The organism is Kovacikia sp. CALU 1929 (assembly GCF_056784235.1).
The window spans coordinates 121,907-146,424 of the sequence record NZ_JBXBCF010000081.1 but is presented as its reverse complement, the minus strand read 5'-3'; the positions used below and the strand labels follow the sequence as shown (position 1 = coordinate 146,424).

Sequence of the window (24,518 nt, the reverse complement as noted above, 5' to 3'; positions counted from 1 at the left end):
TGTTTCCGCTTGACGTAACTGCAAAGCTAAATCATCCAAACTTTCCTTCACTTCGATTGACGTAACACCCACCATTGGCTGAGTCTGAAACACTACTTCTCAGTCTAAATCATTTGCCTTCTACTCAATTTAAATTGGTATGAAATTTGTTGTCACTCTTTCGTTGTAGCCAAACTGTAGTTACTGATAAAGACATACCGCTATTTCCAATCAGTTCTCTATCAACCTGTTAAAAAGTTCCATATTCATCCGCTTCAAAGAAGGTCGAGTTTCTGCTATCCAATACCCTCGGTCTCGTTGCTCAACATACTGCTTTGCGGGAGCGGGTGCTAATGTCATAAGGCTGATAGCTCACTACTTAAGGGTTAGGCGATCGCTCCAAATAATTTTATTTAAGAATCCTTCATCTGTTCCAAGATTTCATTTAAAGCTAAATCCTCGAATAGAGATTCACGTTCCTCTGTATAGTTTCCATAGCCTGTCGAAAATTGATTGAGAAATCGAATTGTGTCAGCAATGCCGATTTCTTTTGTCAGTATTTCAATGGCTTGCTGTGTGATTTGGCTTAAGGATTTTATCTGAGTACTCATTGCAATAACTCCGTGATGAGTTTAAGAGGAGAAACAACCTTTGTCTGTAAGGTATTTGCTTCTTTTGCTCGCTTTAGAAATCGGTCATCACAGGTACAGAAGTAATCTGCTTGTGCCTCTATCGAAAATGCTAAGTGCAGTGCATCTAGTGGCTTAATGCCCAAAGTGACAAATGTTTGTGCGCGTTCCTCAACCTGTATAGTTTTATGGATAAATAGGTTTGCTTTCGCCAATACTTCGACGACATAAGTCTTTCTTGCAGAAGCAACCATCCGTTCTGTTTCAAACAGTAAAGCTGCTGAAGAAATTAATTCAATTTGTCCAGACTCCCATAGGTCAATAATGTTCAGTATAGCTTCAGCTTCAGCAGCAATTCGTGTTTGCGATTTTGTATCCAGTGGGCGTTGCAAACTACACATATCAAGATAAATTCTCATATGCAAATGCTAAAGAGTCCCATCAGAATAGTAGGGTGGGCAGTGCCCACCCTGACGGGGAAATTAGCTACCACCAATCCGCGCCACATCTTTGGCATTGGCTTCAAATGCCGCAGTCAGAGCATCATCCCCACTCAAACCATCTTCCAGTGCTTGCTTCAATGCCTGTAATACGCGCTTGTAGTCTCGTGGCATTACCTTGACGAACTTGGGTACCATCTCCTCCCAGTGAGTCAGCACCTTAGTCGCTTTCTGGCTCCCGGTGTAGTCGGCATGGCGCTGGATCATCTGGCGCAGTTCTGCGATTTCCTCAGCATCCTCCAGGGTTTCCAGTCCTGCCATTTGGGTGTTGCAGCGGGTAGCAAAATCGCCTGCCTCATCCAGGATGTAGGCAACGCCACCACTCATCCCCGCCGCAAAGTTGCGTCCAGTGGAACCGAGGACAACCACCTTGCCGCCCGTCATGTATTCGCACCCATGATCCCCAACGGATTCAACCACGGCGTTGACCCCAGAGTTGCGGACACAGAAGCGTTCGCCTGCCATGCCACTGATGTAAGCCTCACCAGCCGTCGCACCGTAAAGGGCAACGTTTCCGGCAATGATGTTTTCCTCTGCCACAAAGGTAGAACCCGCTGGGGGATAGACAATGATCTTGCCGCCGCTGAGTCCTTTGCCGACGTAGTCGTTGGCATCCCCTTCCAGTTCCAGCGTTACGCCCTTTGGCACAAAGGCACCAAAGCTTTGACCTGCACTACCCTGGAAGTGGAGATGAACGGTGTCTTCTGGCAATCCGTGCCAATGGCGTTTGGTGATTTCGTTGCCCAGAATCGTACCCACGACGCGGTTGATGTTTTTGATCGGGAGGGTGGCTTTGACGGGTTCGCCGTTTTCAATTGCTCCCTTACACAGATCCAGCAGGACGGTGATATCCAGAGATTTGTCTAAACCGTGATCCTGGGGAATCTGGCAGTAGCGACCGACTTCGGCACCGACTTCAGGCTGGTAGAGGATTTTGGAAAGGTCGATGCCCTTTGCCTTCCAGTGGTCTACAGCTTTCTTTGGTTCTAAAATATCGGTGCGTCCAACCATTTCAGGCAGAGTCCGGAAGCCAAGTTGTGCCATCAGTTCTCGCACTTCCTGGGCAATGAACGTCATGAAGTTGACGGTATGTTCTGGTTCACCGACAAAGTCCTTACGGAGTTGGGGATCCTGGGTGGCAATGCCTGCCGGACAGGTGTTCATGTGGCAAACGCGCATCATAATGCAGCCGAGGGTGACCAGGGGAGCCGTGGAGAAGCCAAACTCTTCGGCTCCCAACAGAGCCGCAATTATCACGTCCCGTCCGGTCTTCATCTGACCATCAGTTTCGACAGCGATCCGCGATCGCAAATTGTTCAGCACCAGCGTCTGGTGGGTTTCTGCCAGCCCCAATTCCCAGGGCAAGCCAGCGTGTTTAATGGAAGTTTGAGGTGATGCGCCCGTACCACCGTCGAAACCGGAGATCAGCACCACGTCAGCGTGTGCCTTGGCAACCCCAGCGGCGATCGTGCCCACGCCCACTTCTGATACCAGCTTGACGCTGATACGCGCTTGCCGGTTGGCGTTCTTCAGGTCGTGGATTAACTCTGCCAGATCTTCAATCGAGTAAATATCATGGTGCGGTGGGGGTGAGATCAGCCCCACACCGGGGGTGGAGTGGCGCACCTTGGCAATCCAGGGATAGACCTTTTTGCCAGGAAGTTGACCCCCTTCTCCGGGCTTGGCACCCTGCGCCATTTTGATCTGAATTTCCCGCGCCTGGGAGAGATAGAGGCTGGTCACGCCAAATCGACCGGAGGCAACCTGCTTGATCGCACTGTTCTTGGAGTCACCCTGCTCATTCGTCCAGGTATAGCGATCCGGGTCTTCGCCGCCTTCACCTGTGTTGGACTTGCCACCAATGCGGTTCATGGCGATCGCCAGCGTCTCATGGGCTTCCTTGGAAATCGAGCCATAGCTCATGGCACCCGTCTTGAAGCGCTTCATAATTGCCTCAACGGATTCGACTTCTTCAATCGGTAAAGGTTCACGGGACTTAAACTCCAGCAATCCGCGCAGGGTGAAGTGTTTCTGGCTCTGCTCGTTCACCTGGCGGGCGTAGGTTTTATAGAGGTCATAGCTACCGACGCGGACTGCCTTTTGCAGGGAATGGATCGTTTCTGGGTTGAACAGGTGCGCCTCTCCATCCTTGCGCCACTGGTACTCGCCGCCCACATCCAGGGTGTGTCCATTCACTTCGCGATCGGGGAAGGCATGGCTGTGACGCAGCACCGCTTCCTTGGCAATCACTTCCAGGTCTGCCCCTTCGATGCGGGATGCCGTCCAGCTAAAGTACTGGTCAATCACCGAGCGGTTCAGCCCGATCGCCTCAAAAATCTGCGCTCCCCGGTAGCTCTGAAGCGTCGAGATGCCAATCTTAGAGGCAACTTTGATCACGCCTTTGGTGGCTGCTTTGATGTAGTTCTTGCAGGCAGTTTTGTAGTCCACATTGAGCAGCAGGTTTTGCTGGATCATGTCATCAATGGTTTCAAAGGCGAGATAGGGATTGATCGCGCCGCAACCATAGCCAATCAGGGTGGCGTAGTGGTGTACTTCACGCGGTTCACCTGACTCCAGCACAATCCCAACCCGTGTCCGGGTACCTTCCCGGATCAGATGATGGTGCAAACCCGCAACTGCCAGCAACGCCGGAATCGGAGCATTGTCCTTGTCCACCCCCCGATCGCTCAGAATCAGGATGCTCACCCCATCGGCGATCGCCTGGTCTGCCTGGGCGCAAATCTGCTCAAAGGTTTGCTTCAGTCCCCTCAAGCCCTCCTGGGAATTAAATAGGATCGGCAACGTCACAGACTTGAAGCCATCCTGATCCAGGTATTTCAGCCTTGCCAGCTCCTCATCACTCAAGATTGGCGTTTTCAGCTTGATTAAATGGCAGCTTTCCGGCTCTGGCTTCAACAAATTCCGCTCTGCGCCAATGGTTGTCTCTGCTGAGGTGATAATTTCTTCCCGAATCGAGTCAATCGGTGGATTCGTCACCTGGGCAAAGAGCTGCTGGAAATAGTCATAAAGCAGCTTCGGGCGATCGGACAACACTGCCAAGGGAGTATCTGCCCCCATTGAACCGATCGCTTCCACGCCATCCCGCGCCATTGGAGTGAGTAAGAGCCGTAACTCTTCAAAGGTGTAGCCAAATACCGTTTGCCGCTGGATCAGGGGAGAAGGATCCAGTTCCCGGAGGGTGGGAGCCTCTTTTAACTGGGATAAATCCACAAGGTGCTGATTCAGCCATTCCCGATAGGGCTGCTCCGTAGCGATCTGGGATTTGATCTCTTCATCGGCAATGATGCGTCCCGCTTCCATGTCCACCAGGAACATCCGTCCCGGTTGCAGCCGTCCCTTCAATGCCACCCGCTCTGGCTCAACGGGCAACACTCCCGCTTCCGATGCCATGATCACCAGGTCATCCTTCGTCACGTAGTAGCGAGAGGGACGCAGCCCATTCCGATCCAGAACCGCACCCATCATCGTGCCATCGGTAAAGGCGATCGAAGCCGGACCATCCCACGGTTCCATCAGGCAGGAATGGTACTCATAGAACGCCTTCTTCTCCTCGCTCATCGACTCATGCGCCGTCCACGGTTCCGGGATCATCATCATCACGGCATGGGGCAGGGAGCGTCCCGCCAGGGTGAGCAGTTCCAGCGCGTTGTCAAAAATCAACGAGTCGCTGCCATCGATATTGATCACAGGGCGAATCTTCTGAATGTCGTCTCCAAACAGCTCCGACTCAAACAACGACTGGCGGGCGTGCATCCAGTTGATGTTGCCGCGCAGGGTGTTGATCTCGCCATTGTGGGCGATGTAGCGGTAGGGGTGCGATCGCTCCCAACTGGGAAAGGTATTCGTACTGAAGCGGGAATGCACCAGTGCCAGGGCACTCTCCATATCGGGATCTTGCAGGTCGGGATAGTACTGCCCCACCTGCATCGTCATCAACATGCCTTTGTAAACCAGCGTGCGGGCAGAAAGACTGGCAGGATACCAGAAAGGATCGACCCCCGTTGCCCGAATTTTGTGTGCCTGCTTCCGAATCACATAGAGCTTGCGTTCAAATGCTAGATCATCGGTAAGGTTAGGCGATCGCTGGATAAATACCTGCTGCATGAACGGCTCACTCGACTTCGCCGTATTGCCAATCATGGAGTTATCCGTGGGCACATCGCGCCAGCCAATCACCTGCTGACCTTCCTCCGCCACGATTTGAGCAAAAAGCTGACGCCCTTTTTGCCGCTGTTCAGGATCAGGAGATGCATAGACCATGCCCACCCCATACTGCCCCGCCTCTGGCAGTGTAATTCCCTCAATGGCTGTAACCTTCTGCAAAAACTTGTGCGGCACCTGCATCAAAATGCCTGCGCCATCGCCTGTATTCGTCTCACAGCCGCAGGCTCCCCGATGTTCCAGGTTGACCAGAATCGTCAGCGCATTCTCCACGATCGCGTGCGATTTTTCTCCCTTCATATGAACAATGAACCCGACACCGCAAGCATCGTGCTCAAATTGCGAATCGTATAGACCCTGGTTGTGTGGCAGTTGGTTGGTGTTCATTTTGACTGCTATTAATTTGGCGGGGAAAACATCATCAACAGGTTGAAAAACATTCGCTAACCTCATTCACGGAGGTTAACTTTTGCGGCAGCAAAGACCGCATGACCCTAAATTGATTGAGAGGTCGATCTTAAAGCCTATCTGAAAACTTCGCTAGCTTCTCGAACTGGTCTGTGACAGTCAAGATTTTGCGGATAGGGTTTTAGCTAAACCTCACCAACTTAGAAACCCGTAGCTTTTCCTGAGGAAAATCTCCAGTTCTCAACTTGGATAAGATTTAAACCTGATTCTCCTATAAGGAAGACTTTCAGGTTCCAGTCTTAAGGAAATTGTCAGATCCGATAAATCCAGTCATTATCCTTATCTAACTCAATTCTGCAAATTCATCCGCTCTGTCCATATCTTTATCTGTTCAGTAATAGGATTGAATTTCCTTCTAGCTTTTAGTGTAAGATACGCTACGCTTTCTAGAATGGATTGCTGCCCGGTATTGGGCACACCCCTGTTGGGGTTGCAAGTTAACAAATCTCCGCAGAATTGTGATGTATTCTTGACATGGAGATAGGGGTATGGGCAGGGTTTGGTTAACCAGAAAAGCTTAATTGATTGGAGGGATAAATTATGGAGCAACAAACCGATATTCCAAGAGATTCATTTGCCGCTTCCTTAATCCTTCTAAAAAATGGTAATGTTCCGGTGAAATCCGTCATTGATGTGGGTTGTGCGGATGGAAACTTTGCCTTGCAATGTTGGAACTTGTTTGATGGCGAGATCGAATTATTGAATGTTGATGCACAAGAAACCTATCGAGACAGCCTCAAAAAAATCCAGGAGGTCATTGGTGGGCACTATCGAATCGTCTGTGCTTCATCCTTTAACGGGCAAATCAAACTCCTTCAAGGTAAGCATTCCTATTGGAGTAAACTCAACCCAACACTGACCATGTTAAATGAAGCCGATGGAAATGAAAGTCTGGTTGAAGCTAGAACCTTAGATTCCCTCGTCTCAGAGGTTCAGTTACCTCCCCCTTATTTAATCAAAATGGATATTGAAGGTGCAGAGTTTGGGGCGCTACAGGGAGCTACGCATTTATTGGACGAGGCTTCGATTCTTATTCTCGAAACAGATATATTTTATGACTTAAACAGTAGTGGTAATTTTCTGGATATCTATAACTTTCTAGGAGCGAGGAATTTCTCGCTTTTTGATATTCTTAGCCTTGCCTATCGACCCAGCGATCAGATTCTTTATCAGATATACTCCATATTTCTAAATAAGAAGTACGAGTTTAGACATCAGCGTCCGTTCATGGAAGACAGCGCCAGTTTAGCAGCATCAATGGACGATAGAAGAGCCTATATTTTGAATTTAAATGAGCACATTCTTAAAGACATCACTGAATTTAAAGCAATGCTCTCTTCTTTCACCCCCGACACAACAGACAAAGAGATTGAGGAAGTTGATTAAATGATCATAGCGCTGAATTTATAGTAGTTTTTGTCTCAATCAAGCCCAGTCGATGCCCGATCCAAGACTCAACGAACCTGTACTTTACTCCCGTGCCAATGCGCTATTAGTATAAATCCTTTATCAGGATTGTTAGAATTTCAAAAATTCCGCGACACTAAACTTTACTCTTGCCAGTCAGGGCAAGAACCTTGGCTCTCCCAGCCAAAAGGATGGAACCCACAGATCAGGGTGGTTCTCGTTTCCCCTGTGTAACCGTAGGCAACTCCGTGGTAGTGAATACAACCAACGCAGGGCTTAGGACGGGAAGGCGTAAAGTCGCCAAAGCCTAGCTGCGATCGCAGAATGTGGCGTTTGCTTTCCTGACGATGCCAGCGAGCATAGTCAGATTTTCTAAAGAAGTAATGAATCTTCCCATAAGGGTACTGGGCAGCATCAGCATTCATGGGTCTAATGGTTAGTAGCTATTCTCTAGCCTACTCACAATTCTTCCTTACTTCCCTCACTCGAAGGGTTTATATACATATCTCTATGCTGAGATGAACGTTTCCTTCTCCTGAGGCACTGCGACGGCTTCCCTTTGGGTTAGCCGATAGATCCACTGCCCATTTTGGATGCGGCTGTTTTACTCGGTTTTGCGAAAGTCGGAGGGGGAAGGGGGAAGGGGGAAGGATGAAAGATGAAGTGACCAATGATCAATGACCAATGACCAATGACTACTGACCACTGGCTGCTGACTAACAACTAACAACCCCTACCAACCCCACCTCACACCCCTCTAACAACCAACCACTAACAACTCAAACCAACTGCCACACCTTTACAGTTCCATCTGAACTGGCACTAACCAGATATTGCCCATCATGACTAATGGCAACTGAGTTGACAGAGCTAGTATGGTCGTTCAGTGTGGTACGCAAATCTCCGGTATCTAAGTTCCAGAGGCGAATGGTAGAGTCGCTGCTACCGCTGGCAAGGAGTTTGCCGTTGGGGGCAAGGGCGATCGCGTTAACGGAGTCTGTATGCCCAGACAAAACCCGAATTGCCTCGCCAGTGGCAACATTCCAGACTTTCACCGTCTTATCTTTACTGCCACTGACCAGTGTTTTGCTGTCAGGCGTGATCACCACTGCATTGACTGAACTGAAGTGACCCCTGGCAAAGGTGCGAATCTGTCCACCCGTCTTCAGGCTCCAGAGCTTGATCTGATTATCCAGCCCACCGCTGGCAAGAACCTGACCATCTGGGCTGAGGGCAACCGAGCGAATCATTCCTGCCAGTCCTTGAAAGGTCTGGAGCGCATCCCCCGTTGCCAGTTGCCAGAGGATTACGGTGCGGTCTTCACTGCCGCTAGCAAGCAATTGTCCGTCGGTGCTGATTGCGACCGAGTTCACGTCTCTGGTGTGCCCTGTGAGCGTCCGCAACAACCTGCCACTTGCCAGATCCCAAATCTTAACAGTGTCGTCATCACTGCAACTGACAAGTGTTTGATTATCCGGGCTGATGGTCAGGCAGTTGACGGGCTTGGTATGTCCAGTCAGGGTTCCCAACAGATCTCCGGTTTCTTGCTGCCAGAGCCGGATCGTGTTGTCTAAACCACCACTGGCAACCACTTGCCTATTGGGGCTAATCGCAACCGCCATCACCCAGCTAGAATGCCCCCTGAGAGTATGCAAACAGCGGCGATTATGTGATCCAGAAATGGGAGGCTTCGAGGGCAGCGATCGTGTTCCCAATGGCTGCCCCGAAGTCGGTGGTCTGGACGGAGTCGCCGATGGTGCAGGGGATTGACTGGGGATTGGGGGCTGACCTGATACAGTAGGGCGGGAAGTAGGCGGACTGGAAACTGTACCCGATGCCGCCATCCGGGAAGCCACAGCACTGGCGGAAGCCGCAGCCAGCGGGCGCGATAGGGCGGCTCTCAGGTCTCTCATAACGGCATCAGCCGACCGATAGCGCTCACTCACCAGATCCTTCAGCATTCTGTCCAAAATTTGCCCAATCGATTCGCTGATACTCTGTCCCCGCTGCCTCAATCGTTCTCGCCAGAGCCAGCGACCTTCCAGCGGATCGTATAGGTCATCAGGCTTGGTTTGGGTCATCAGGTAAAGACAGGTTGCACCTAAACTATAGAGGTCACTGGCAGGATATACCTTGCCGCTCCTTAACTGTTCCATGGGTGCATAGCCCTCCGTCCCAATTTTGGTACCCGGTTGAGCAGAGGTCTCAGCCGACAGAAGTTTGGCAACCCCGAAGTCGATCAGGACTAGCTTATTATCTGCTTTGCGGCGAATGATGTTGGAGGGGGTAATATCGCGATGGATGACCTGTTTATCATGGATGAACTTGAGGACAGGCAGAATGCCAGCCAACACTTCACGGAGTTTTTGTTCACCAAAAGCACCCTGCTGCACCATTTCCTGAGCCAGGGTCTGCCCTTCAATGAACTGTTGCACTAAGTAAAGACGTTTGTCTTGCTCAAAATAAGCCAGCAATGTAGGAATTTGAGGGTGTTCTCCCAATTCATGCAGCCGTACTGCCTCCTGCCCAAACAGTTGAATTGCTTTCTCCAGGGACTTGGTGCCCTGAATTTGGGGTGAAAACTGCTTAACGATACAGTGTGCCTTGAGGCGGTCTTCGTCCTCTGCCAGGTAGGTTCTGCCAAATCCACCCTGTCCAATCAGCCGGGTGACTCGATAACGTCCCCGCAACAGAGGAGTCAGTTTTTCACCGCAACTGAGGCAATAGTCGGTATTATCAGCGTTTTGTGGCTGCTGACAATCCGGATTGAGGCAAAAGGTCATATCTACGCACCCAGGTGACGTAACAATTAGTGTTCCCTGACAGGACAATCCTCACCAAACTGCTTCTGCATATTTCGTCAAGAAAGAACTTGAGTTATGCTCGGTTCGCTAAACCATCAGTGCAGAAAAATGGGACCTTTGCCCGTGGAGACAAATGACCCCCTTGCTGCTTAGTCGTTAGCGCATTACTCCGAAAGCAACTATCGATCTGCCTGTGCAGACCGCAAGCTAGACCGATGTAGACTGCTGCCGCAATCCCATCAATACCAGTCTATATTAGACCTTTCAAGGGTAGACTGGAGCCAAATTTGAGGGCTGGGCAGAATATACCATCACCTACTGTAGATTCAATCTCACACCCAGTTTCTACAGCCTTGATCCATAATAGATGCACTTAAATAATCATACCGGGTGGAGGAAAACTGTTCGCATAAGTTGCTACCGAAGTGAGAGCAGGGGGAAGGGGAAAATCGTAGTCAGCCGTGGTCGTTATTGTTGGTGGTGCTGAATAGCAGGATGAGTTGGAATGAAGTTTCAATCTCAGACAACGCTCAATTCATACTCAAAATCAGCAACGCCTTATTGTTTTAGGGTTGGTTTTATGGGAGGCGTTCCAGCCAGGAGGCAACCCGCAGCAAAGCCGAAAATCAGCCCTGATAAATGCCCAATCAGGCTCACTTCTGGATTCAGCAGATCGAAAATAATCTGAAATATAACCAGAACCACTATCCACCGTAGCTCTCTGCCTGCGATACGAGCTTTTTCGCGTCGCCACCCCCGCAAAAGGACGGCTCCCATGACACCCAAAAGTCCCATAATCGCTCCTGACGCGCCAATGAAGACAATGGGCGGGGCATCCATTAGAACAGCAATACTGGCGACGGTCAGCATGCAGCCAATTCCGCTAATCGCATAGACAATCAGAAATCGGGTTGTGCCCAAGGATGATTCTACGAATCGCCCCAGCCAGTAAAGTCCCACCATATTCATGAGCAGGTGGGTGAGGTTTATATGCATAAAATTGGCGCTAATGATCCGCCACCATTCCCCCGCAAACACGGCTTCTGGGATAACCGCGCCCAATCGGTAAAGGCTGTAGGGGTTGTCGCTACCACCCTGGCTCAGTTGCAGCCCAAACATGAGTAGATTCGCCAGAATTAAAAGGTATGTGGCATAGGTGGTTCGTCCCTTTACGACTTGCCGGAAACTATAGTAAGACTCGTGCCCGGACTCAACTCTGAGCCGAATTAAGGTTTGCCGGGAGGTGTCGTTTAGCGTTTCCTCCAAATGGATGGGGGGCTGGGATAAGCGCCAGTCGATCGCCAGTCTCATCAACTCACCTGTGCGATCGCGCAATCTCAGAAATTGCTGACGGGCAACCGCTTCGTTGCCAGATGCCATCTCAGCGGTTGCCAGCCAGTATTGTTGTGTGCTATCTGGAATGGTGGACAGCGTACCTTTAAATGCCTCTTGCACTGGCTCGACCTGTCCACAAAATGCCAGGGCATACATTTTGATTACGCTGAGGCTAAAGCCATCTCCAACTTTCTCTAATAAGCGCTCAAATCGCTCTAGCAGTTGTAATAAGCGATTGAGGTCGCCTATTTCACCCAGCGATCGCAGGTAAATCATTCCGACAGCCACATCGGTAAATACAGCTTCTTCGCCCAACCGCTGCTGCACCCAGGCGATCGCCTCCTGCCACCGGGCACCCGTGCGGTAGAGCATGGCAGTCGCCAGTCGTCCCATTGGGGAGGCTTCCATCTGATAGCGCTGAAGCCGCTGGATTGCCTCGTCGATTCTGCCCTGCTGTCCCAGTTCCAACGCCCGCAGCATTGCCGGGTATTCCATCCACCCATCCAGCGGGTGCAACCAACGCAACAAAGTCGCTGCCTTTCTTGCCTGTCGGTATCGCTCCTGCCGTACCAGCGTGTTTACTCTGGCAAAACCCAGGAGGGGCAACAGGTACAGAATCAACCATAAGCTACCGCTCACCCAGGCAGCCTGGGCGGGCAACAGTAACAGCATTCCCCCCACGACCAGCAAAATGAACCCAGAGATCGCCACCCACCCCCTGGGGACAGACCTCGCTCGCAGCAACATCAACCCACAGGAAATACAAACCAGTTGAATAACGATGGCATTAAAATTCATGAAGGATTAAAAGGCGGCGATTGCCCACTCCTCAATTTCGATGATTGTTATTGTAATAAACCCTGGCTCCTGCCCATTGCAGCTTTTCCCGTAGGGTTTGATAGTAAGAATAGTTTTCCTTAAGAATAATAAATTTTGCCTGACTGTCTGCCATCCGAATATCCACCCGTTGACCGGGCCAAATGGAAGTTGCCAAAACGCCATCCATCCAGAGTTTTGTATTTAACTCTCGATCAACCAGGGGCCAAACGCTGACCACAGAACCGGCAGGTAGCACAATCGAACGACTGGAGAGACTCAAGGGGCAGATAGGCGTAACCGTAATCGCCTCCATGCCGGGATGAATGATTGGACCATTTGCCGCTACGGTATAGCAAGTTGAGCCAGTGGGAGTTGCCACAATCAGCCCATCCCCCTGGTATTGGTCCACCACCTCACCGTCAATTTCCATCTCCAAAATGGACGTGATCATCCGATCCGCCGATGCCGGTTTAACACACATTTCATTCAGCGCCAGAAAGCGATCGCTCATCGGCTCCAGGTTAGTGCGATTCCCCTCAAATATACTTGCCTGGAGCATCATTCGCTGCTGCACAGCAAACCGATCTTGCAGCAATCGGTCCCAGATGTGCTCCGAGTCCACAAACTCATCTGAGGACTCGGTCAAAAAGCCAAGGTGCCCACCGACATTGACTGCCAGAATTGGAATCCCATCACTGGAAAGATGGCGAGCTGCCGTTAAAGCCGTGCCATCTCCCCCCAAGACCACAGCCAGATCAATCGGCTGACTTACCGAAGCCAGGAAAACTGGATAGGGATTATCCTTTGGACCACTAGGACCCTTCAAAACCTTGCAGCCCCGCTCCTCTAACTGCCGCGCACATTTTTCAGCCACACGCTGGCTGACGGCATCTCCCGCCTTATGGGCAATAATGACCTGCTTCAGTTGCACAGCTTGAGAAGTTGTTGTCGAACGTCCCTTGAGCCTACCATTTGAGCAGGTTAAATTGTTCCATATCGACCGTATCTCGGTTACGGTAAATTGCCAGGACGATCGCCAGCCCGACAGCCGCCTCAGCCGCCGCGATCGCAATCACAAAGGTGGTGAACACCTGTCCTTTAATCGTCTGAGGATCCAAATAGTTGGAAAACGCCATCAGGTTCAAATTGACGGCATTCAGCATTAGCTCAATCGACATCAGAACTCGCACCGCATTGCGACTGTTAATCAGCCCATAGATCCCAATGCAAAATAGTGCTGCCGCTAGAAGGAGAAAAAATTGAAGTTGCATGGACGTTGCTCTAACTAAGAATTCTGATCAGGAAAGGATGACGTGATGGTTCGTTCCCGACTGCTGGGAACTGCCCCAACTAATTCACGAGGACGCTCTGGCAAAGTTAAAGCAGGTTGCTGCGGTGCGTCCCCTTGCTCTGGAATAAACTCACGCCGTGCCAAAACCACTGCTCCAATCAGCGTCATTAACAACAGAACCGATGCCAGTTCAAACGGCAGCAAGAAATCAGTAAAGAAATGCTTACCGATCGTCACGATTGCCGTATCACCTGCCGCTACTTGAGTCGAAAATGCCCAGGGCGTAATCCAAACCATCGTTGCCAGCAGCAAAAACAGACCAACACAGACCAGACCCGTCGCAGCTTTCCGAATCCAGGCTTTCGGTAAGGGAACAAAGTCCTCCCGCTTGTTGACCAGCATGATGGCAAACAGAATCAAAACATTCACCGCTCCCACATAAATCAACACCTGAGCAGTTGCCACAAAGTCTGCATTTAATAGCAAATATAGCCCTGCCATGCTGATAAACACCCCACCCAGCAGAAAAGCCGAGTAGACAATATTTGAAATTAGAACAACCCCCAAGGCTGCTCCAATCATCATCAAGGACAGGATCCCAAACGAAACAACTTGAACGCCTTCAGCCAGATTCACTGTAATTAAGCTCCTATTGAACTAGTCAGCAGCCAGTAGTCAGTGGTTGCAAATGGGTACCACTGACCCGTGCCCCGTGCCCCAATCATAATTTTTCCATCTGCTCTAGAATTTCTTCAGGGCGCTGTCCAGCCCGGCGGGCATCCGCTGGCAAATCGTGGGGAGAAGTAACTCCCTTCGGCAGGTATGCCAGTTCACGCAGAGGAGTCACCATCGGGTCATTAGTCACCTTGTAGGGCAGGCGACCCAGCGCAACGTTATCGTAGTTTAGCTCGTGGCGATCGTAAGTCGAAAGCTCATACTCCTCTGTCATCGATAGGCAGTTAGTCGGGCAAAACTCTACACAGTTGCCACAGAAAATACAGACCCCAAAGTCAATGCTGTAGTGTTTAAGCTGTTTTTTCTTCATCTCAGCGTTAAATTCCCAATCCACCACAGGCAAATTGATCGGGCAAACCCGGACACAGACTTCACAGGAAATGCACTTATCAAACTCAAAATGAATTCTTCCCCTGAAACGCTCGGAAGGGATGAGCTTTTCGTAGGGATACTGAACCGTCACCGGACGCCGCTGCATATGGTCAAATGTGACCGAAAGCCCCTGACCAATGTAGCGGGCTGCCTGAACAGTTTCCTTGGTGTAATCGCCAACTTGTTTGAGAAACTTCAGCATACTGGCACTCTGTAAAGGATGAAGGATGGATGGCTCTGCTGTTCCCGAAGGGTGGAAGAAAAGATGAATAAGGACAGTTGGTAAAGGATAAAGAATGAATAACGACGGTTTGTACGGACGAAGGATGTAAGACTCTGCCATTCCCTAAGGATGAGGAATAGAAGGACAAACTTTAAAGACCACTAAACACAACTATCAAGCGTTACTCATCCCTCATCGTTCATCCTTTATCCCTCCAAAACCTCAACCACCAAAGGCGGCAGGAAATGCTAGTTTTAACCCTGCGGTCAATAAAAGATTCACAAGCGACACAGGTAACAGAAACTTCCAACCCAAGTCTAATAATTGGTCAATCCGCACACGGGGCACTGTCCAGCGCAGGAGAACCGCCAGAAATACTAAGAAGTATGCCTTCAGCAGGGTCATCGTAATCCCCAGGGAAGCGGTGACAATCTGAAAAATAGGATTCGCTTCACTGACCCCCAGCCACCCAGCCACCAGATTTAGAGGAATCGGAAATTCCCAGCCACCCAGGTAAAGTACGGCAACCAGCAGGGCTGAAAGCACCAAATTTACGTAGGCACCGAGATAGAAAAGAGCAAATTTCATGCCTGAATATTCGGTCTGATAGCCAGCAACCAGCTCTTCCTCTGCCTCTGGCAGGTCAAAAGGAATTCGTTCACATTCTGCCAGCGCCGCAATCCAAAAAATCAGGAAGCCAATGGGTTGTCGCCAGACGTTCCAGCCTAAAATGCCGTAGCCAGATTGCTGATCCACAATGTCAACGGTACTGAGTGAGTTAGACATCATGGCGATCGCCAGCACCGAGAGCGCCAGCGGAATCTCATAACTGATAGACTGTGCCGCTGCCCGTAGCCCCCCCAATAGGGAATATTTATTATTCGATGCATAACCCGACATCAGCAGTCCAATGGGGGCAATACTCGACAGAGCAATCCAGAGAAACACCCCCATGCCCACATTGGTCACTACTAGATTTTGCCCAAAGGGCACAATCATGTAGGACAGAAAGACTGGAATCACAACAATGACCGGACCCAGGGTAAACAAGAGAGAATCCGCCTTGGCTGGAATTACATCTTCTTTAAAGATGAGCTTTAGCCCATCTGCGACAGGTGCTAGTACTCCCAGCGGACCAATATATTCAGGACCGATTCGCTGCTGAACAGATGCCGAGATTTTTCGCTCCAACCAGACAGTGACCAATACCCCCACCGTCGCACCAATAATCATCAGCAGCATCGGCAGAGGCATCCAGATTGCCTTTGCCGCCCCTGCTGGCAGCCCCAGATCCATCAAAGACCGAACAAAGATTTCCTGTACGTCGATTCCTGAGTTCATTTCCTACCTAACTCAAGCAACTACTCAGCATCTACTCAAATCGCACACGCAACTCAAGAAATCATTTAACGCCCCGCCTTACCAGACCAGGGTAAAGACATCTTTACATTATGTATGCGTCCTTAGTATATCTCTGGATGGGCTTACAAGACAGGGCAGAGTTATTAATATCTTGAGAACAAAGGTATAGAGAAAGCCCATAAAAAGAAGCCCCCAGAACCAAAATCTGAGGGCTGGAGTTCCTGAAAATCGTCACTCTCGTTATCCTGGCAAGGGTGCGCAAGAAAAGCAAGAGGGGTGACGCCCATCACTCACGGCAGAGAGGAAGGTAATACCGCCTCAACGCTCCTCAATGGGGACATAGGGAGCGTCGTGAAGCCCTGTATAAATTTGGGTAGGGCGGAAGATTCGGTTTTCACCCAGTTGCTCCTTCCAGTGAGCCAGCCAACCCGCTGTGCGAGAAATAGCAAACACCGGAGTAAATAGATCGGTTGGAATGCCCAACTTGCGATAAACCAGACCGGAATAGAAGTCTACGTTGGGATAAATCCCCTTGTGTCCTAACGTCTCCGCCACGGCATGCTCCAGTTCAACCGCAACGTCATAGTACTTATCTCGACCGTACTTCTGAAATAGCTTCTCTGCCAGTTCTTGCAAGATGGTGGCACGGGGGTCTTTGACTTTGTAGACGCGGTGGCCAAAGCCCATGATCTTAGCTTTACCGCTTAACTGTTCATCCAACCAGGGGCGGACATTCTCTACCGAACCAATTTCCTCCAGCATCCAGATCACCTCTTCACTGGCTCCACCATGCAGGGGACCAGCCAGGGTGCCCACCGCAGAAGCCACCACAGCGTAAGGATCGGTCAAGGTAGAAGCGGTCACCATCGCCGAGAAAGTAGAGGCGTTGATAGTATGCTCTGCGTGGAGAATCAAACTAACTTCAAAGATATGGGCGGGAAGCGGATCTGGCTCCTGCTCATTGAGCATATAGAGAACATTGGCACCGTAGCTCAGATCATCACGAGGTTGAACTGGATCATTTCCCTTTCGCATCAGTTGAAAGGCTGCAACCATCGTTGGGATTTTGGCTAACAGGCGGATAACAGCCGCCCGGATATAGGCAGGGTCATCCAGGGCACGGCGAGAATAAAAAAGACCAAGGGCGGCGGCACAGGCTTGCAGGGCATCCATTGGATGTCCACTTTCAGGAAAGCACTTCATCATGTCCCGCACCCGGTACTTAAGTCGCCGATGATGGGTGATTTCGTGCTCAAAAAGTTCCAATTCTTCCTTTGTCGGCAGTTCACCCCAAATCAAGAGGTACGCTGTTTCCAGGAATGTGCTTTGTTCCGCCAGTTTCTCGATCGGAATGCCGCGATACTCCAAAATTCCCCGCTGTCCATCCACAAAACTAATGCTGGATTGGGTTGCGGGAATGCCTTCTAACCCTGCCCTATATTCGCAGACAGTCATGGTTCCACCGTTTACTTAAGAATGGGCTTATTCACGCTAACCTATCAGAAATCTGGAAACTGTATCTTTCTAATCCGGTTGATGGATTAGTCTTTGATGACCAATTATCAGACATCTAAAATGGCTGGCTGGTGCTGGTTTACTAGTGAATTCTTACAATTTCAACGATCGCGTCCCAAATTGCAACCGAAAGCACAGTTTCGCAAAAAAATGTCGCGCAACATAAAAAATAGTTACCATAGATAGAATAGGTGGAAAAGATCTCTCTACATCTCAACCTCATTGCTTACTTGCAACAGCCCATTGGTTCTTCCAGGTTCCTGCGGTATGACAGGGGGGAAACCAATGGCTTTTTTGTCTTTATCGAATCAGGAGTTTTATGACCTATAGACAAGTTAACCGTAAATACCATGCAGATTCTCATGTAGACCATCATTCCGTTAAGTCAGGGCATCAACGATCCAGGACGCTACGAGAAAACCTGAAGCACGAACAGTTTAATCCCTACTCTGACAGAAGCGATCGCAGACATCATCCAAACCTGACTACTTTAATCGAACGTGATGCTCCCTTACAAGCGCATAGCGGTTTAGTTTTGATGTATGGTCCTTTCCAGGCTGAGATGGTGCCCCAGGAAGGGCAGGGCGTAGCATCCTGGCTGAGAGATTGTGTTCACAAACATGGCATCCCCAGTCTCGTTCGTTTTGACTACCGCCGCCGTGCCCAGATATTTCGTCGCGATCAGTTTCAGCCCTGGCTTGATCCGCTGTTGAGCAAAATTTCGAGCTAACCCCCCCCTTTATCCCTAAAATTTGCGTGGTTGCACCGTAGCGAGACAAGCCACACCTGGAGGCATGATTAAGAAGGCACGACTGAAGCCTGAATGATTGGAATGGGTAGTGCCAGTTTAGCTTTTGTGTCCCTGCTGCAATCGTTCTTAAAACAAACTTCGATTGCTTTTGATGGCTCTTAAAGCCTATTGATAAACCTCTTTGGGCTTAGTCATGAGCTTTGGAGGTTAGCGTTTTTGGGATGTTTACACCATGAATTGCCAGGATGGTTGTACAGCTAAACAAGTTGCCAACGGACAAATACGTCAGCGATCGCTCCGGCCCAATCCTTTCACGACCTATCGAGATCCAAAAACTGGTCAATGGATGATTGTGCTGCATGCTTCCCAGGAACGGGGGATGCGCCAGACAAGCGTAGAAGCTTTTCTGTTAACCACGGCAAAGGATTTAAGAGACTAGTAGTCTGCCAATCAGATTTTGAAGGGTTTGTAAACCCTTCAAAATCTCGCAAATTGGGTTTTCTGGGTTTAGATGACCAGGCAAAATTCCTTTGGTAAAACACGAGTGTTGCAAACACTAAATTTTGCAACATGGGGGTTTGGGGGGCTTCGCCCCCAAGAAGGGGTGGAACCCCTTCACCCCTTACAAAACTTTCGTTTTGCTGTACTAGTAGGGCCACTTCCAACTGACGATATCCGGCTTATCGATGCCATGCTCATAGGCGTAGTGGCGACACTCGATCTGCTGGTCTTTGAGATATTCCTTTGCGTGTGCTCCAGCTACTTTGAGCCTGGGTACACGATCGATCACATCCATTGCCAGACTGAATCGATCGATCTGGTTATTGATTGCTAACTCTAAGGGAGTGTTAATGTTGCCTTTCTCCTTGTAGCCCCGGACATGGAGATTGCGATGATTATGGCGACGGTAAGCCAGACGATGAACTAGCCAGGGATAGCCGTGAAAGTTGAAGATGATTGGCTTATCTAACGTAAACATGGAGTCAAAATCGCGATCGCTCAATCCGTGGGGATGCTCGGTATCCGGTTGAAGTTTGAACAAATCCACTACATTAATAAATCGGATCTTGATATCGGGAAAGAACTCCCGCAGCATCACGGTGGCTGCCAATGCCTCTAAGGTCGGGATATCGCCTGCACATGCCATGACCACATCCGGTTCCTCACCCTGATCATTGCTTGCCCAATCCCAAATGCCAATTCCTTTGGTGCAGTGCTTAATCGCCGCATCCATGTCCATATACTGCAAGTGCAATTGCTTATCAGACACAATCACATTGACGTAATCCGTACTCTGCAAACAGTGATCGGCAACAGACAGCAGGGTATTGACATCCGGTGGTAAGTAAATTCGAGTCACATTGGGGCTTTTATTCACCACCACATCCAAAAAGCCAGGATCTTGGTGGGTAAAACCGTTGTGATCCTGCCGCCAAACGGTAGAGGTGATCAGTAAATTCAAGGAAGAGATGGAAGCTCGCCAGGGAATGTGTCTGCAAATATCCAGCCACTTACAATGCTGGTTGATCATGGAATCAATCACATGCACAAAGGACTCATAGGTGGAAAAGAACCCATGCCGTCCGGTTAGCAAGTAACCTTCCAGCCAGCCTTCCAGGGTGTGTTCGCTCAACATTTCCATCACCCGTCCGTCCGTAGCCAACTCGCCGCCATCCGCGTCTTCTGGAAGATATTCTGCAATCCAGAACTTTTTACTGACTTCGTAGATCGCATCGAGTTTGTTGGATGTGTTTTCATCGGGACCAAAGACTCGGAAATTAGTCAGGTTATTCTGCATCACATCGCGCAAGAAAACACCCAGAGGCTTTGTGTTTGAGACTTCAATTTGTCCAGGTTGATCCACTTCAATGCCGTACTTCCGAAAGTCTGGTAATTGTAATGCCTTCCGCACTAAACCCCCGTTAACATGGGGATTGGCGCTCATGCGGCGCGTTCCAATGGGAGCTAACTCCTTCAGTTCAGGCATTAAAGTACCATTCTGATCAAACACTTCCTCTGGCTTGCAGCTCCGCATCCACTCTTCCAGCAGTCTCAGATGCTCCGGATTTTTCTGCACTCCTGATAGAGGTACCTGGTGCGATCGCCAGAACCCTTCCACTTTATGTCCATCTACTGTGCTGGGTCCCGTCCAACCTTTGGGAGTGCGTAGCACAATCATGGGCCAGCGGGGGCGGGTCGCTACTCCCGTACTACGAGCCTCTGCTTGAACCCGGCGAATTTCATTCACACCATGTTCCAGGGTGGCTGCCATCGCCTGGTGCATGGTTTCAGGGTCTGATCCTTCGACAAAGTAAGGTTCGTAGCCGTACCCCTTAAACAGAGCAACCAGTTCTTCATGGCTGATGCGAGCCAAAATAGTTGGGTTATTGATCTTGTAGCCGTTCAGGTGCAGGATCGGCAGAACGGCACCATCTCGAATTGGGTTGATAAATTTGTTGGAATGCCATGCCGTCGCTAAGGGACCCGTTTCCGATTCTCCATCGCCCACCATGACCACGGAAATCAAATCTGGATTATCGTAAACTGCGCCATAGGCGTGGGAGACACTGTAGCCCAGCTCGCCGCCTTCGTGGATCGAACCGGGCGTTTCTGGTGTGCAGTGGCTACCAATGCCACCGGGGAAGGAAAACTGTTTGAAAAAGCGCAGCATCCCAGCTTCGTCTTCGCTCTTGTCAGGATAGATTTCGGAGTAAGTGCCTTCCAGATAAACGGGACCCAGAATGCCGGGAGCACCGTGCCCCGGACCTGCCAGAAAAATCATATCCAGGTCATATTTTTTAATCAGGCGATTGAGATGGACATAGGTGAATGCCATGCCAGGACTCGATCCCCAGTGCCCTAACAGCCGATTCTTGATGTGTTCTGGCTTGAGGGGCTGTTTCAGTAAGGGATTGTCGCGCAGATAGATCATGCCGATCGCCAGATAGTTGCATGCCTGCCAGTAAGCTTGCATTTTCCGCAGTTCTTCGGCACTCAGGGGTGTGCCCTGAATAGTAGAACGGGCGGGTCCAAAGGCACTAATAGATGACTCGACGGTTGAGGTTGGGGAAGTGGTTAACATAATTTTGATTGAGAGGTTTAAGGGTTGACAGTTATAGCAGAAGGATGAGGGATGAGGGATGAAGGATGAGGGATGAGGGTAATGGGCAGAAGTTGAAAGTTGAAAATGACTAATGACCAATGACTAACAACCCCTACCACCCGCACCTAAACACTTCCCCAGCAACTTGGATCGGAAATTCAGAGCTGAATTTCAGCTTTAACAACGGAGTGGTCGTCTGTACGGCTGATCCTAAAACCCAATTTCTCGCAGACTCGCTGCATGGCAGCATTATCGGATAAAATTTCTGCCGTGATGTGGTCAAGCTGCTCGTCCCGTCCTACTTGCAGCAATCGTTTTAGCAACTCTGTGCCCAAACCACGACATTGAACCCGATCGCTAATCAGCATCGAAAACTCTGCTGCACGGGTGCCCTGTAGTTTACTTAACCGTGCAATTGCCAGAACTTCGTGGTTCCCCGTTTCAGGATTTTGGTAGTCTGCAACCAGTGCCATTTCGCGATCATAGTCAACGAAGCAAATACGAGTCAGGCGATCGTGGGAAATGCGCTGACTCAGTTTGATCAAATGAAAGTAGCGCAAATAAACACTTTGTTCAGACAAAGTTTTGTGATATTGAATCACCAATGGCTCATCTTCAGGGCGAATCGGACGGATTGTGACTTCTGTGCCATCGGTTAATCGCCAGGGTGTTACATACCGGGCTGGATAGGGACGAATCGCTAATTTTGGCAATTGATCTGCGGGAAGGGAATGGTCATGCAGAATGACGCGAGCATCAAGGGCAAGGAGGGAGGAAGAGGAATTTTGAGATCCTGACTCCCCACTCCTCGCCAGCAACGGATTGATATCAATCTCTTTGATCCAGGGTTGCTCTGCCACAAGTTGGCTGAATCGGACTAACAATTGTTCCAAAGCCTCTAAATCGACAGGAGGCTGTCCCCGCACGCCCTGTAACGCCTTGTAGATTTGGGTTTGCTCCATTAACCGCCGTGCCAGGGTGGAGTTCAGGGGAGGGAGGGCGATCGCCCGATCTTGAAACACCTCCACCAACTGTCCACCCGCCCCAAATAGCAACACCGGACCAAACTGGGGATCGAGGCTACTGCCCACAATCAATTCATAGCCACTCAGTTTCACCATCGGCTGCACAGTCACACCCATGAAGTGTTCAGCCCCTACCCTTTCGGATACAGAAGTTTGGATGGTTTGATAGGCACGGCGCACCGCTTCGGCATCGACTAGATTCAGTTGCACGCCGCCCACGTCGGTTTTATGGGTAATGGTTTTGGAGAACAACTTGAGTACAACCGGATAGCCGATCGCCGTTGCACAATCCACGGCTTCTGGTTCGCTGGAAGCCACGCAGGTCTGCACCACGGGAATACCGTAAGCCGCCAGGATTTGCTTTGACTCCACTTCTGTGAGAACGGTTCGGTTTGCCTGATGGGCAGCGGTGATGATGGTTTCGACCTGAGTATGGTCGGGAACTCCTGGTTCGTCATTCCCTCGTAAAACAGGGGTTTCATAGATGCCGCGCAGATTGTAACTAAAGCGCCACAGGTAACTGAACACCCGCGCCGCCGTATCGGGAAAGCGATAGGTTGGAATCTGCGCTTGATTGAGCAACAATTCGCCCTCACCCACATCGGCATCGCCCATCCAACTGGCAAGAATCGGTTTAGTTAGTTTGGGAACGGTTTGATTTTCAACCCAGGTTTTCAACCGTTCCGCTGTCTGGGTTGGATCGGTCATCGCCTGAGGAGTGAGAATGACTAATAAGCCATCACTTTCGGGATCTTGGGCAGCGATTTGGATCGCTTGCTGATAGCGTTCTGGATCCGCATCTCCCAGGATATCGATCGGATTTTGGTGGCTCCAAAAGGGGGGAAGGTGTTGGTCGAGGGCAGCAATGCTCTCACCCGAGAGCTTCGCCAGTTCTCCCCGATTGTTGAGCAGGGCATCGGTTGCCAGCACTCCCGGTCCTCCCGCATTGGTGATAATGGTCAAACGGGGACCTTTGGGGCGAGGCTGTTTTGCCAGCACCTCTGCCATATCAAATAGTTCAGAAATGCGATCAACTCGTAGTACCCCACTGCGACGAAAGGCAGCATCTAAAACCGCATCACTCCCCGCTAATGCCCCGGTATGGGATGTGGCGGCTTGAGCAGCGGCTTCTGTGCGGCCCGCTTTGAGGACAATGATTGGTTTGGTCAGCGCCACTTCCCGGGCGGCGGAGAGAAAGGAACGGGCATCGCCGATCGACTCCATGTAAATCACAATGCTATGGGTATTGGGGTCATCTCCCAGGTAATCGATCAAGTCGCCCCAGTTCACATCCAACATAGAGCCAATGGATACGAAGGCACTAAAGCCGACATTTTCCCGAAAGCTCCAATCCAAAATGGCGGAACAGAGGGCACCACTCTGGCTGATAAAGCCCACATTACCGGGACGGGCGATCGCATTTGCAAAGGTCGCATTTAAGCCAGTCACTGGGTTCATCACACCCAGACAATTGGGACCAATCAGCCGTAGCTTACCCCGTTGAAGTTGTTCGCGGATTTGATGTTCCAGTTCAACGCCTGCTGCACCAATTTCTCGAAATCCGGCTGAAAGGACAATCGCACCTTTAACATCGGCATCTACACATTCCCGAATTATTCCCGGAACCGTAGAGGCAGGGGTCGCAATCACCGCCAGATCTACGGGTTCTGGAATGTCAGCGATCGTGGCATAAGCTTTAATACCCAGTACGCTATGGCGCTTGGGATTAACTGGATAGACCGTACCACCAAAGGAATTGCTGAGCAAGTTCCACAAAACAATTCGCCCTACACTCCCTGGTCGTTCTGTTGCTCCAATCACAGCGACCGACTTAGGGGCGAAGATCGCATCAAGGGGGCGATGTTCTGAGCGCAAAATATCGTAAGTGCGCTCAGAACCGGATGACAGAGTTGTTTGCATAATAGGCACCGTGAATGGAAGAGTCAGGCTGAATGCATCGTGAGGATTTACATAAAGTGCGAAATAGGTTGCGGCGCAAGTTCAGAACCTTTGTAAAG

Annotated in this window: 17 protein-coding genes; 3 read left to right on the top strand and 14 right to left on the bottom strand. The window is 50.2% G+C overall.

Translation table 11 applies throughout. From position 1 onward, the window contains the following. Positions 1–392: 392 nt before the first annotated feature. From AC1S52_RS21720 to gltB, 3 genes are all read right to left on the bottom strand, one after another. Positions 393–590: a hypothetical protein gene (locus AC1S52_RS21720; protein ID WP_482031130.1), complete on the bottom strand. Its 198-nt coding sequence runs from the start codon at positions 588–590 to the stop codon at positions 393–395. Further along, on the bottom strand, positions 587–1,027 hold the full coding sequence (locus AC1S52_RS21715) for a PIN domain-containing protein (RefSeq protein ID WP_482031129.1): 441 nt from the start codon (positions 1,025–1,027) through the stop codon (positions 587–589). The genes AC1S52_RS21720 and AC1S52_RS21715 overlap by 4 nt, the downstream gene beginning before the upstream one ends. Before the next feature lie 63 nt (positions 1,028–1,090). Then, positions 1,091–5,677 carry a glutamate synthase large subunit gene (gene gltB / locus AC1S52_RS21710; protein WP_482031128.1) on the bottom strand — a complete coding sequence of 1,529 codons (4,587 nt, stop codon included), beginning with the start codon at positions 5,675–5,677 and terminating at the stop codon, positions 1,091–1,093. Between the two features lie 621 nt (positions 5,678–6,298). Here gltB and AC1S52_RS21705 point away from each other — a divergent pair. Then, positions 6,299–7,144, top strand: a complete 846-nt coding sequence (locus AC1S52_RS21705) for an FkbM family methyltransferase (protein WP_482031127.1) — start codon at positions 6,299–6,301, stop codon at positions 7,142–7,144. A gap of 164 nt (positions 7,145–7,308) precedes the next feature. Here the strand turns inward: AC1S52_RS21705 and AC1S52_RS21700 are convergent, their stop codons facing one another. From AC1S52_RS21700 to AC1S52_RS21660, 9 genes are all read right to left on the bottom strand, one after another. Beyond that, positions 7,309–7,590: a hypothetical protein gene (locus AC1S52_RS21700; RefSeq protein WP_482031126.1), complete on the bottom strand. Its 282-nt coding sequence runs from the start codon at positions 7,588–7,590 to the stop codon at positions 7,309–7,311. 354 nt (positions 7,591–7,944) lie between these two features. After that, positions 7,945–9,948: a protein kinase domain-containing protein gene (locus AC1S52_RS21695; RefSeq protein ID WP_482031125.1), complete on the bottom strand. Its 2,004-nt coding sequence runs from the start codon at positions 9,946–9,948 to the stop codon at positions 7,945–7,947. A gap of 579 nt (positions 9,949–10,527) precedes the next feature. Further along, on the bottom strand, positions 10,528–12,102 hold the full coding sequence (locus tag AC1S52_RS21690; protein WP_482031124.1) for a rhomboid family intramembrane serine protease: 1,575 nt from the start codon (positions 12,100–12,102) through the stop codon (positions 10,528–10,530). A 31-nt stretch (positions 12,103–12,133) separates the two neighbouring features. After that, complete coding sequence (locus AC1S52_RS21685) at positions 12,134–13,054, bottom strand: NAD(+) kinase (RefSeq protein WP_482031123.1); 921 nt, start codon at positions 13,052–13,054, stop codon at positions 12,134–12,136. Positions 13,055–13,088: 34 nt separating this feature from the next. Further along, complete coding sequence (gene nuoK, locus AC1S52_RS21680; RefSeq protein WP_482031122.1) at positions 13,089–13,394, bottom strand: NADH-quinone oxidoreductase subunit NuoK; 306 nt, start codon at positions 13,392–13,394, stop codon at positions 13,089–13,091. A gap of 14 nt (positions 13,395–13,408) precedes the next feature. Beyond that, positions 13,409–14,050 (bottom strand): NADH-quinone oxidoreductase subunit J, encoded by a 642-nt coding sequence (locus AC1S52_RS21675; protein WP_482031121.1) that lies wholly within the window; start codon positions 14,048–14,050, stop codon positions 13,409–13,411. An 85-nt stretch (positions 14,051–14,135) separates the two neighbouring features. Continuing rightward, a complete protein-coding gene (gene ndhI, locus AC1S52_RS21670; protein ID WP_482031133.1) occupies positions 14,136–14,720 on the bottom strand; it encodes an NAD(P)H-quinone oxidoreductase subunit I in 585 nt (194 codons plus the stop codon). A 246-nt stretch (positions 14,721–14,966) separates the two neighbouring features. Then, positions 14,967–16,085, bottom strand: a complete 1,119-nt coding sequence (nuoH, locus tag AC1S52_RS21665) for an NADH-quinone oxidoreductase subunit NuoH (protein ID WP_482031120.1) — start codon at positions 16,083–16,085, stop codon at positions 14,967–14,969. Between the two features lie 339 nt (positions 16,086–16,424). Beyond that, positions 16,425–17,561, bottom strand: coding sequence for a citrate synthase (locus AC1S52_RS21660; protein WP_482031119.1), 1,137 nt, complete (start codon positions 17,559–17,561; stop codon positions 16,425–16,427). 379 nt (positions 17,562–17,940) lie between these two features. Between AC1S52_RS21660 and AC1S52_RS21655 the strand changes: the two genes are divergently transcribed. Then, complete coding sequence (locus AC1S52_RS21655; RefSeq protein ID WP_482031118.1) at positions 17,941–18,351, top strand: hypothetical protein; 411 nt, start codon at positions 17,941–17,943, stop codon at positions 18,349–18,351. 253 nt (positions 18,352–18,604) lie between these two features. Then, a complete protein-coding gene (locus AC1S52_RS21650) occupies positions 18,605–18,811 on the top strand; it encodes a hypothetical protein (protein WP_482031117.1) in 207 nt (68 codons plus the stop codon). Between the two features lie 207 nt (positions 18,812–19,018). Here the strand turns inward: AC1S52_RS21650 and AC1S52_RS21645 are convergent, their stop codons facing one another. Then, complete coding sequence (locus AC1S52_RS21645; protein ID WP_482031116.1) at positions 19,019–21,454, bottom strand: phosphoketolase family protein; 2,436 nt, start codon at positions 21,452–21,454, stop codon at positions 19,019–19,021. Between the two features lie 179 nt (positions 21,455–21,633). Then, positions 21,634–24,420, bottom strand: a complete 2,787-nt coding sequence (locus AC1S52_RS21640; protein WP_482031115.1) for a bifunctional acetate--CoA ligase family protein/GNAT family N-acetyltransferase — start codon at positions 24,418–24,420, stop codon at positions 21,634–21,636. Positions 24,421–24,518 lie beyond the last annotated feature (98 nt).

Bases quoted from the DNA above. Each gene is read 5' to 3' on its own strand.
- AC1S52_RS21695 (WP_482031125.1), bottom strand. From the start codon at position 9,948: ATGACCTTTTGCCTCAATCCGGATTGTCAGCAGCCACAAAACGCTGAT.
- nuoH (WP_482031120.1), bottom strand. From the start codon at position 16,085: ATGAACTCAGGAATCGACGTACAGGAAATCTTTGTTCGGTCTTTGATG.
- AC1S52_RS21655 (WP_482031118.1), top strand. From the start codon at position 17,941: ATGACCTATAGACAAGTTAACCGTAAATACCATGCAGATTCTCATGTA.
- AC1S52_RS21705 (WP_482031127.1), top strand. From the start codon at position 6,299: ATGGAGCAACAAACCGATATTCCAAGAGATTCATTTGCCGCTTCCTTA.
- AC1S52_RS21720 (WP_482031130.1), bottom strand. From the start codon at position 590: ATGAGTACTCAGATAAAATCCTTAAGCCAAATCACACAGCAAGCCATT.
- AC1S52_RS21715 (WP_482031129.1), bottom strand. From the start codon at position 1,027: ATGAGAATTTATCTTGATATGTGTAGTTTGCAACGCCCACTGGATACA.
- AC1S52_RS21690 (WP_482031124.1), bottom strand. From the start codon at position 12,102: ATGAATTTTAATGCCATCGTTATTCAACTGGTTTGTATTTCCTGTGGG.
- AC1S52_RS21700 (WP_482031126.1), bottom strand. From the start codon at position 7,590: ATGAATGCTGATGCTGCCCAGTACCCTTATGGGAAGATTCATTACTTC.
- nuoK (WP_482031122.1), bottom strand. From the start codon at position 13,394: ATGCAACTTCAATTTTTTCTCCTTCTAGCGGCAGCACTATTTTGCATT.
- AC1S52_RS21640 (WP_482031115.1), bottom strand. From the start codon at position 24,420: ATGCAAACAACTCTGTCATCCGGTTCTGAGCGCACTTACGATATTTTG.
- gltB (WP_482031128.1), bottom strand. From the start codon at position 5,677: ATGAACACCAACCAACTGCCACACAACCAGGGTCTATACGATTCGCAA.
- AC1S52_RS21645 (WP_482031116.1), bottom strand. From the start codon at position 21,454: ATGTTAACCACTTCCCCAACCTCAACCGTCGAGTCATCTATTAGTGCC.
- AC1S52_RS21650 (WP_482031117.1), top strand. From the start codon at position 18,605: ATGAATTGCCAGGATGGTTGTACAGCTAAACAAGTTGCCAACGGACAA.
- AC1S52_RS21660 (WP_482031119.1), bottom strand. From the start codon at position 17,561: ATGACTGTCTGCGAATATAGGGCAGGGTTAGAAGGCATTCCCGCAACC.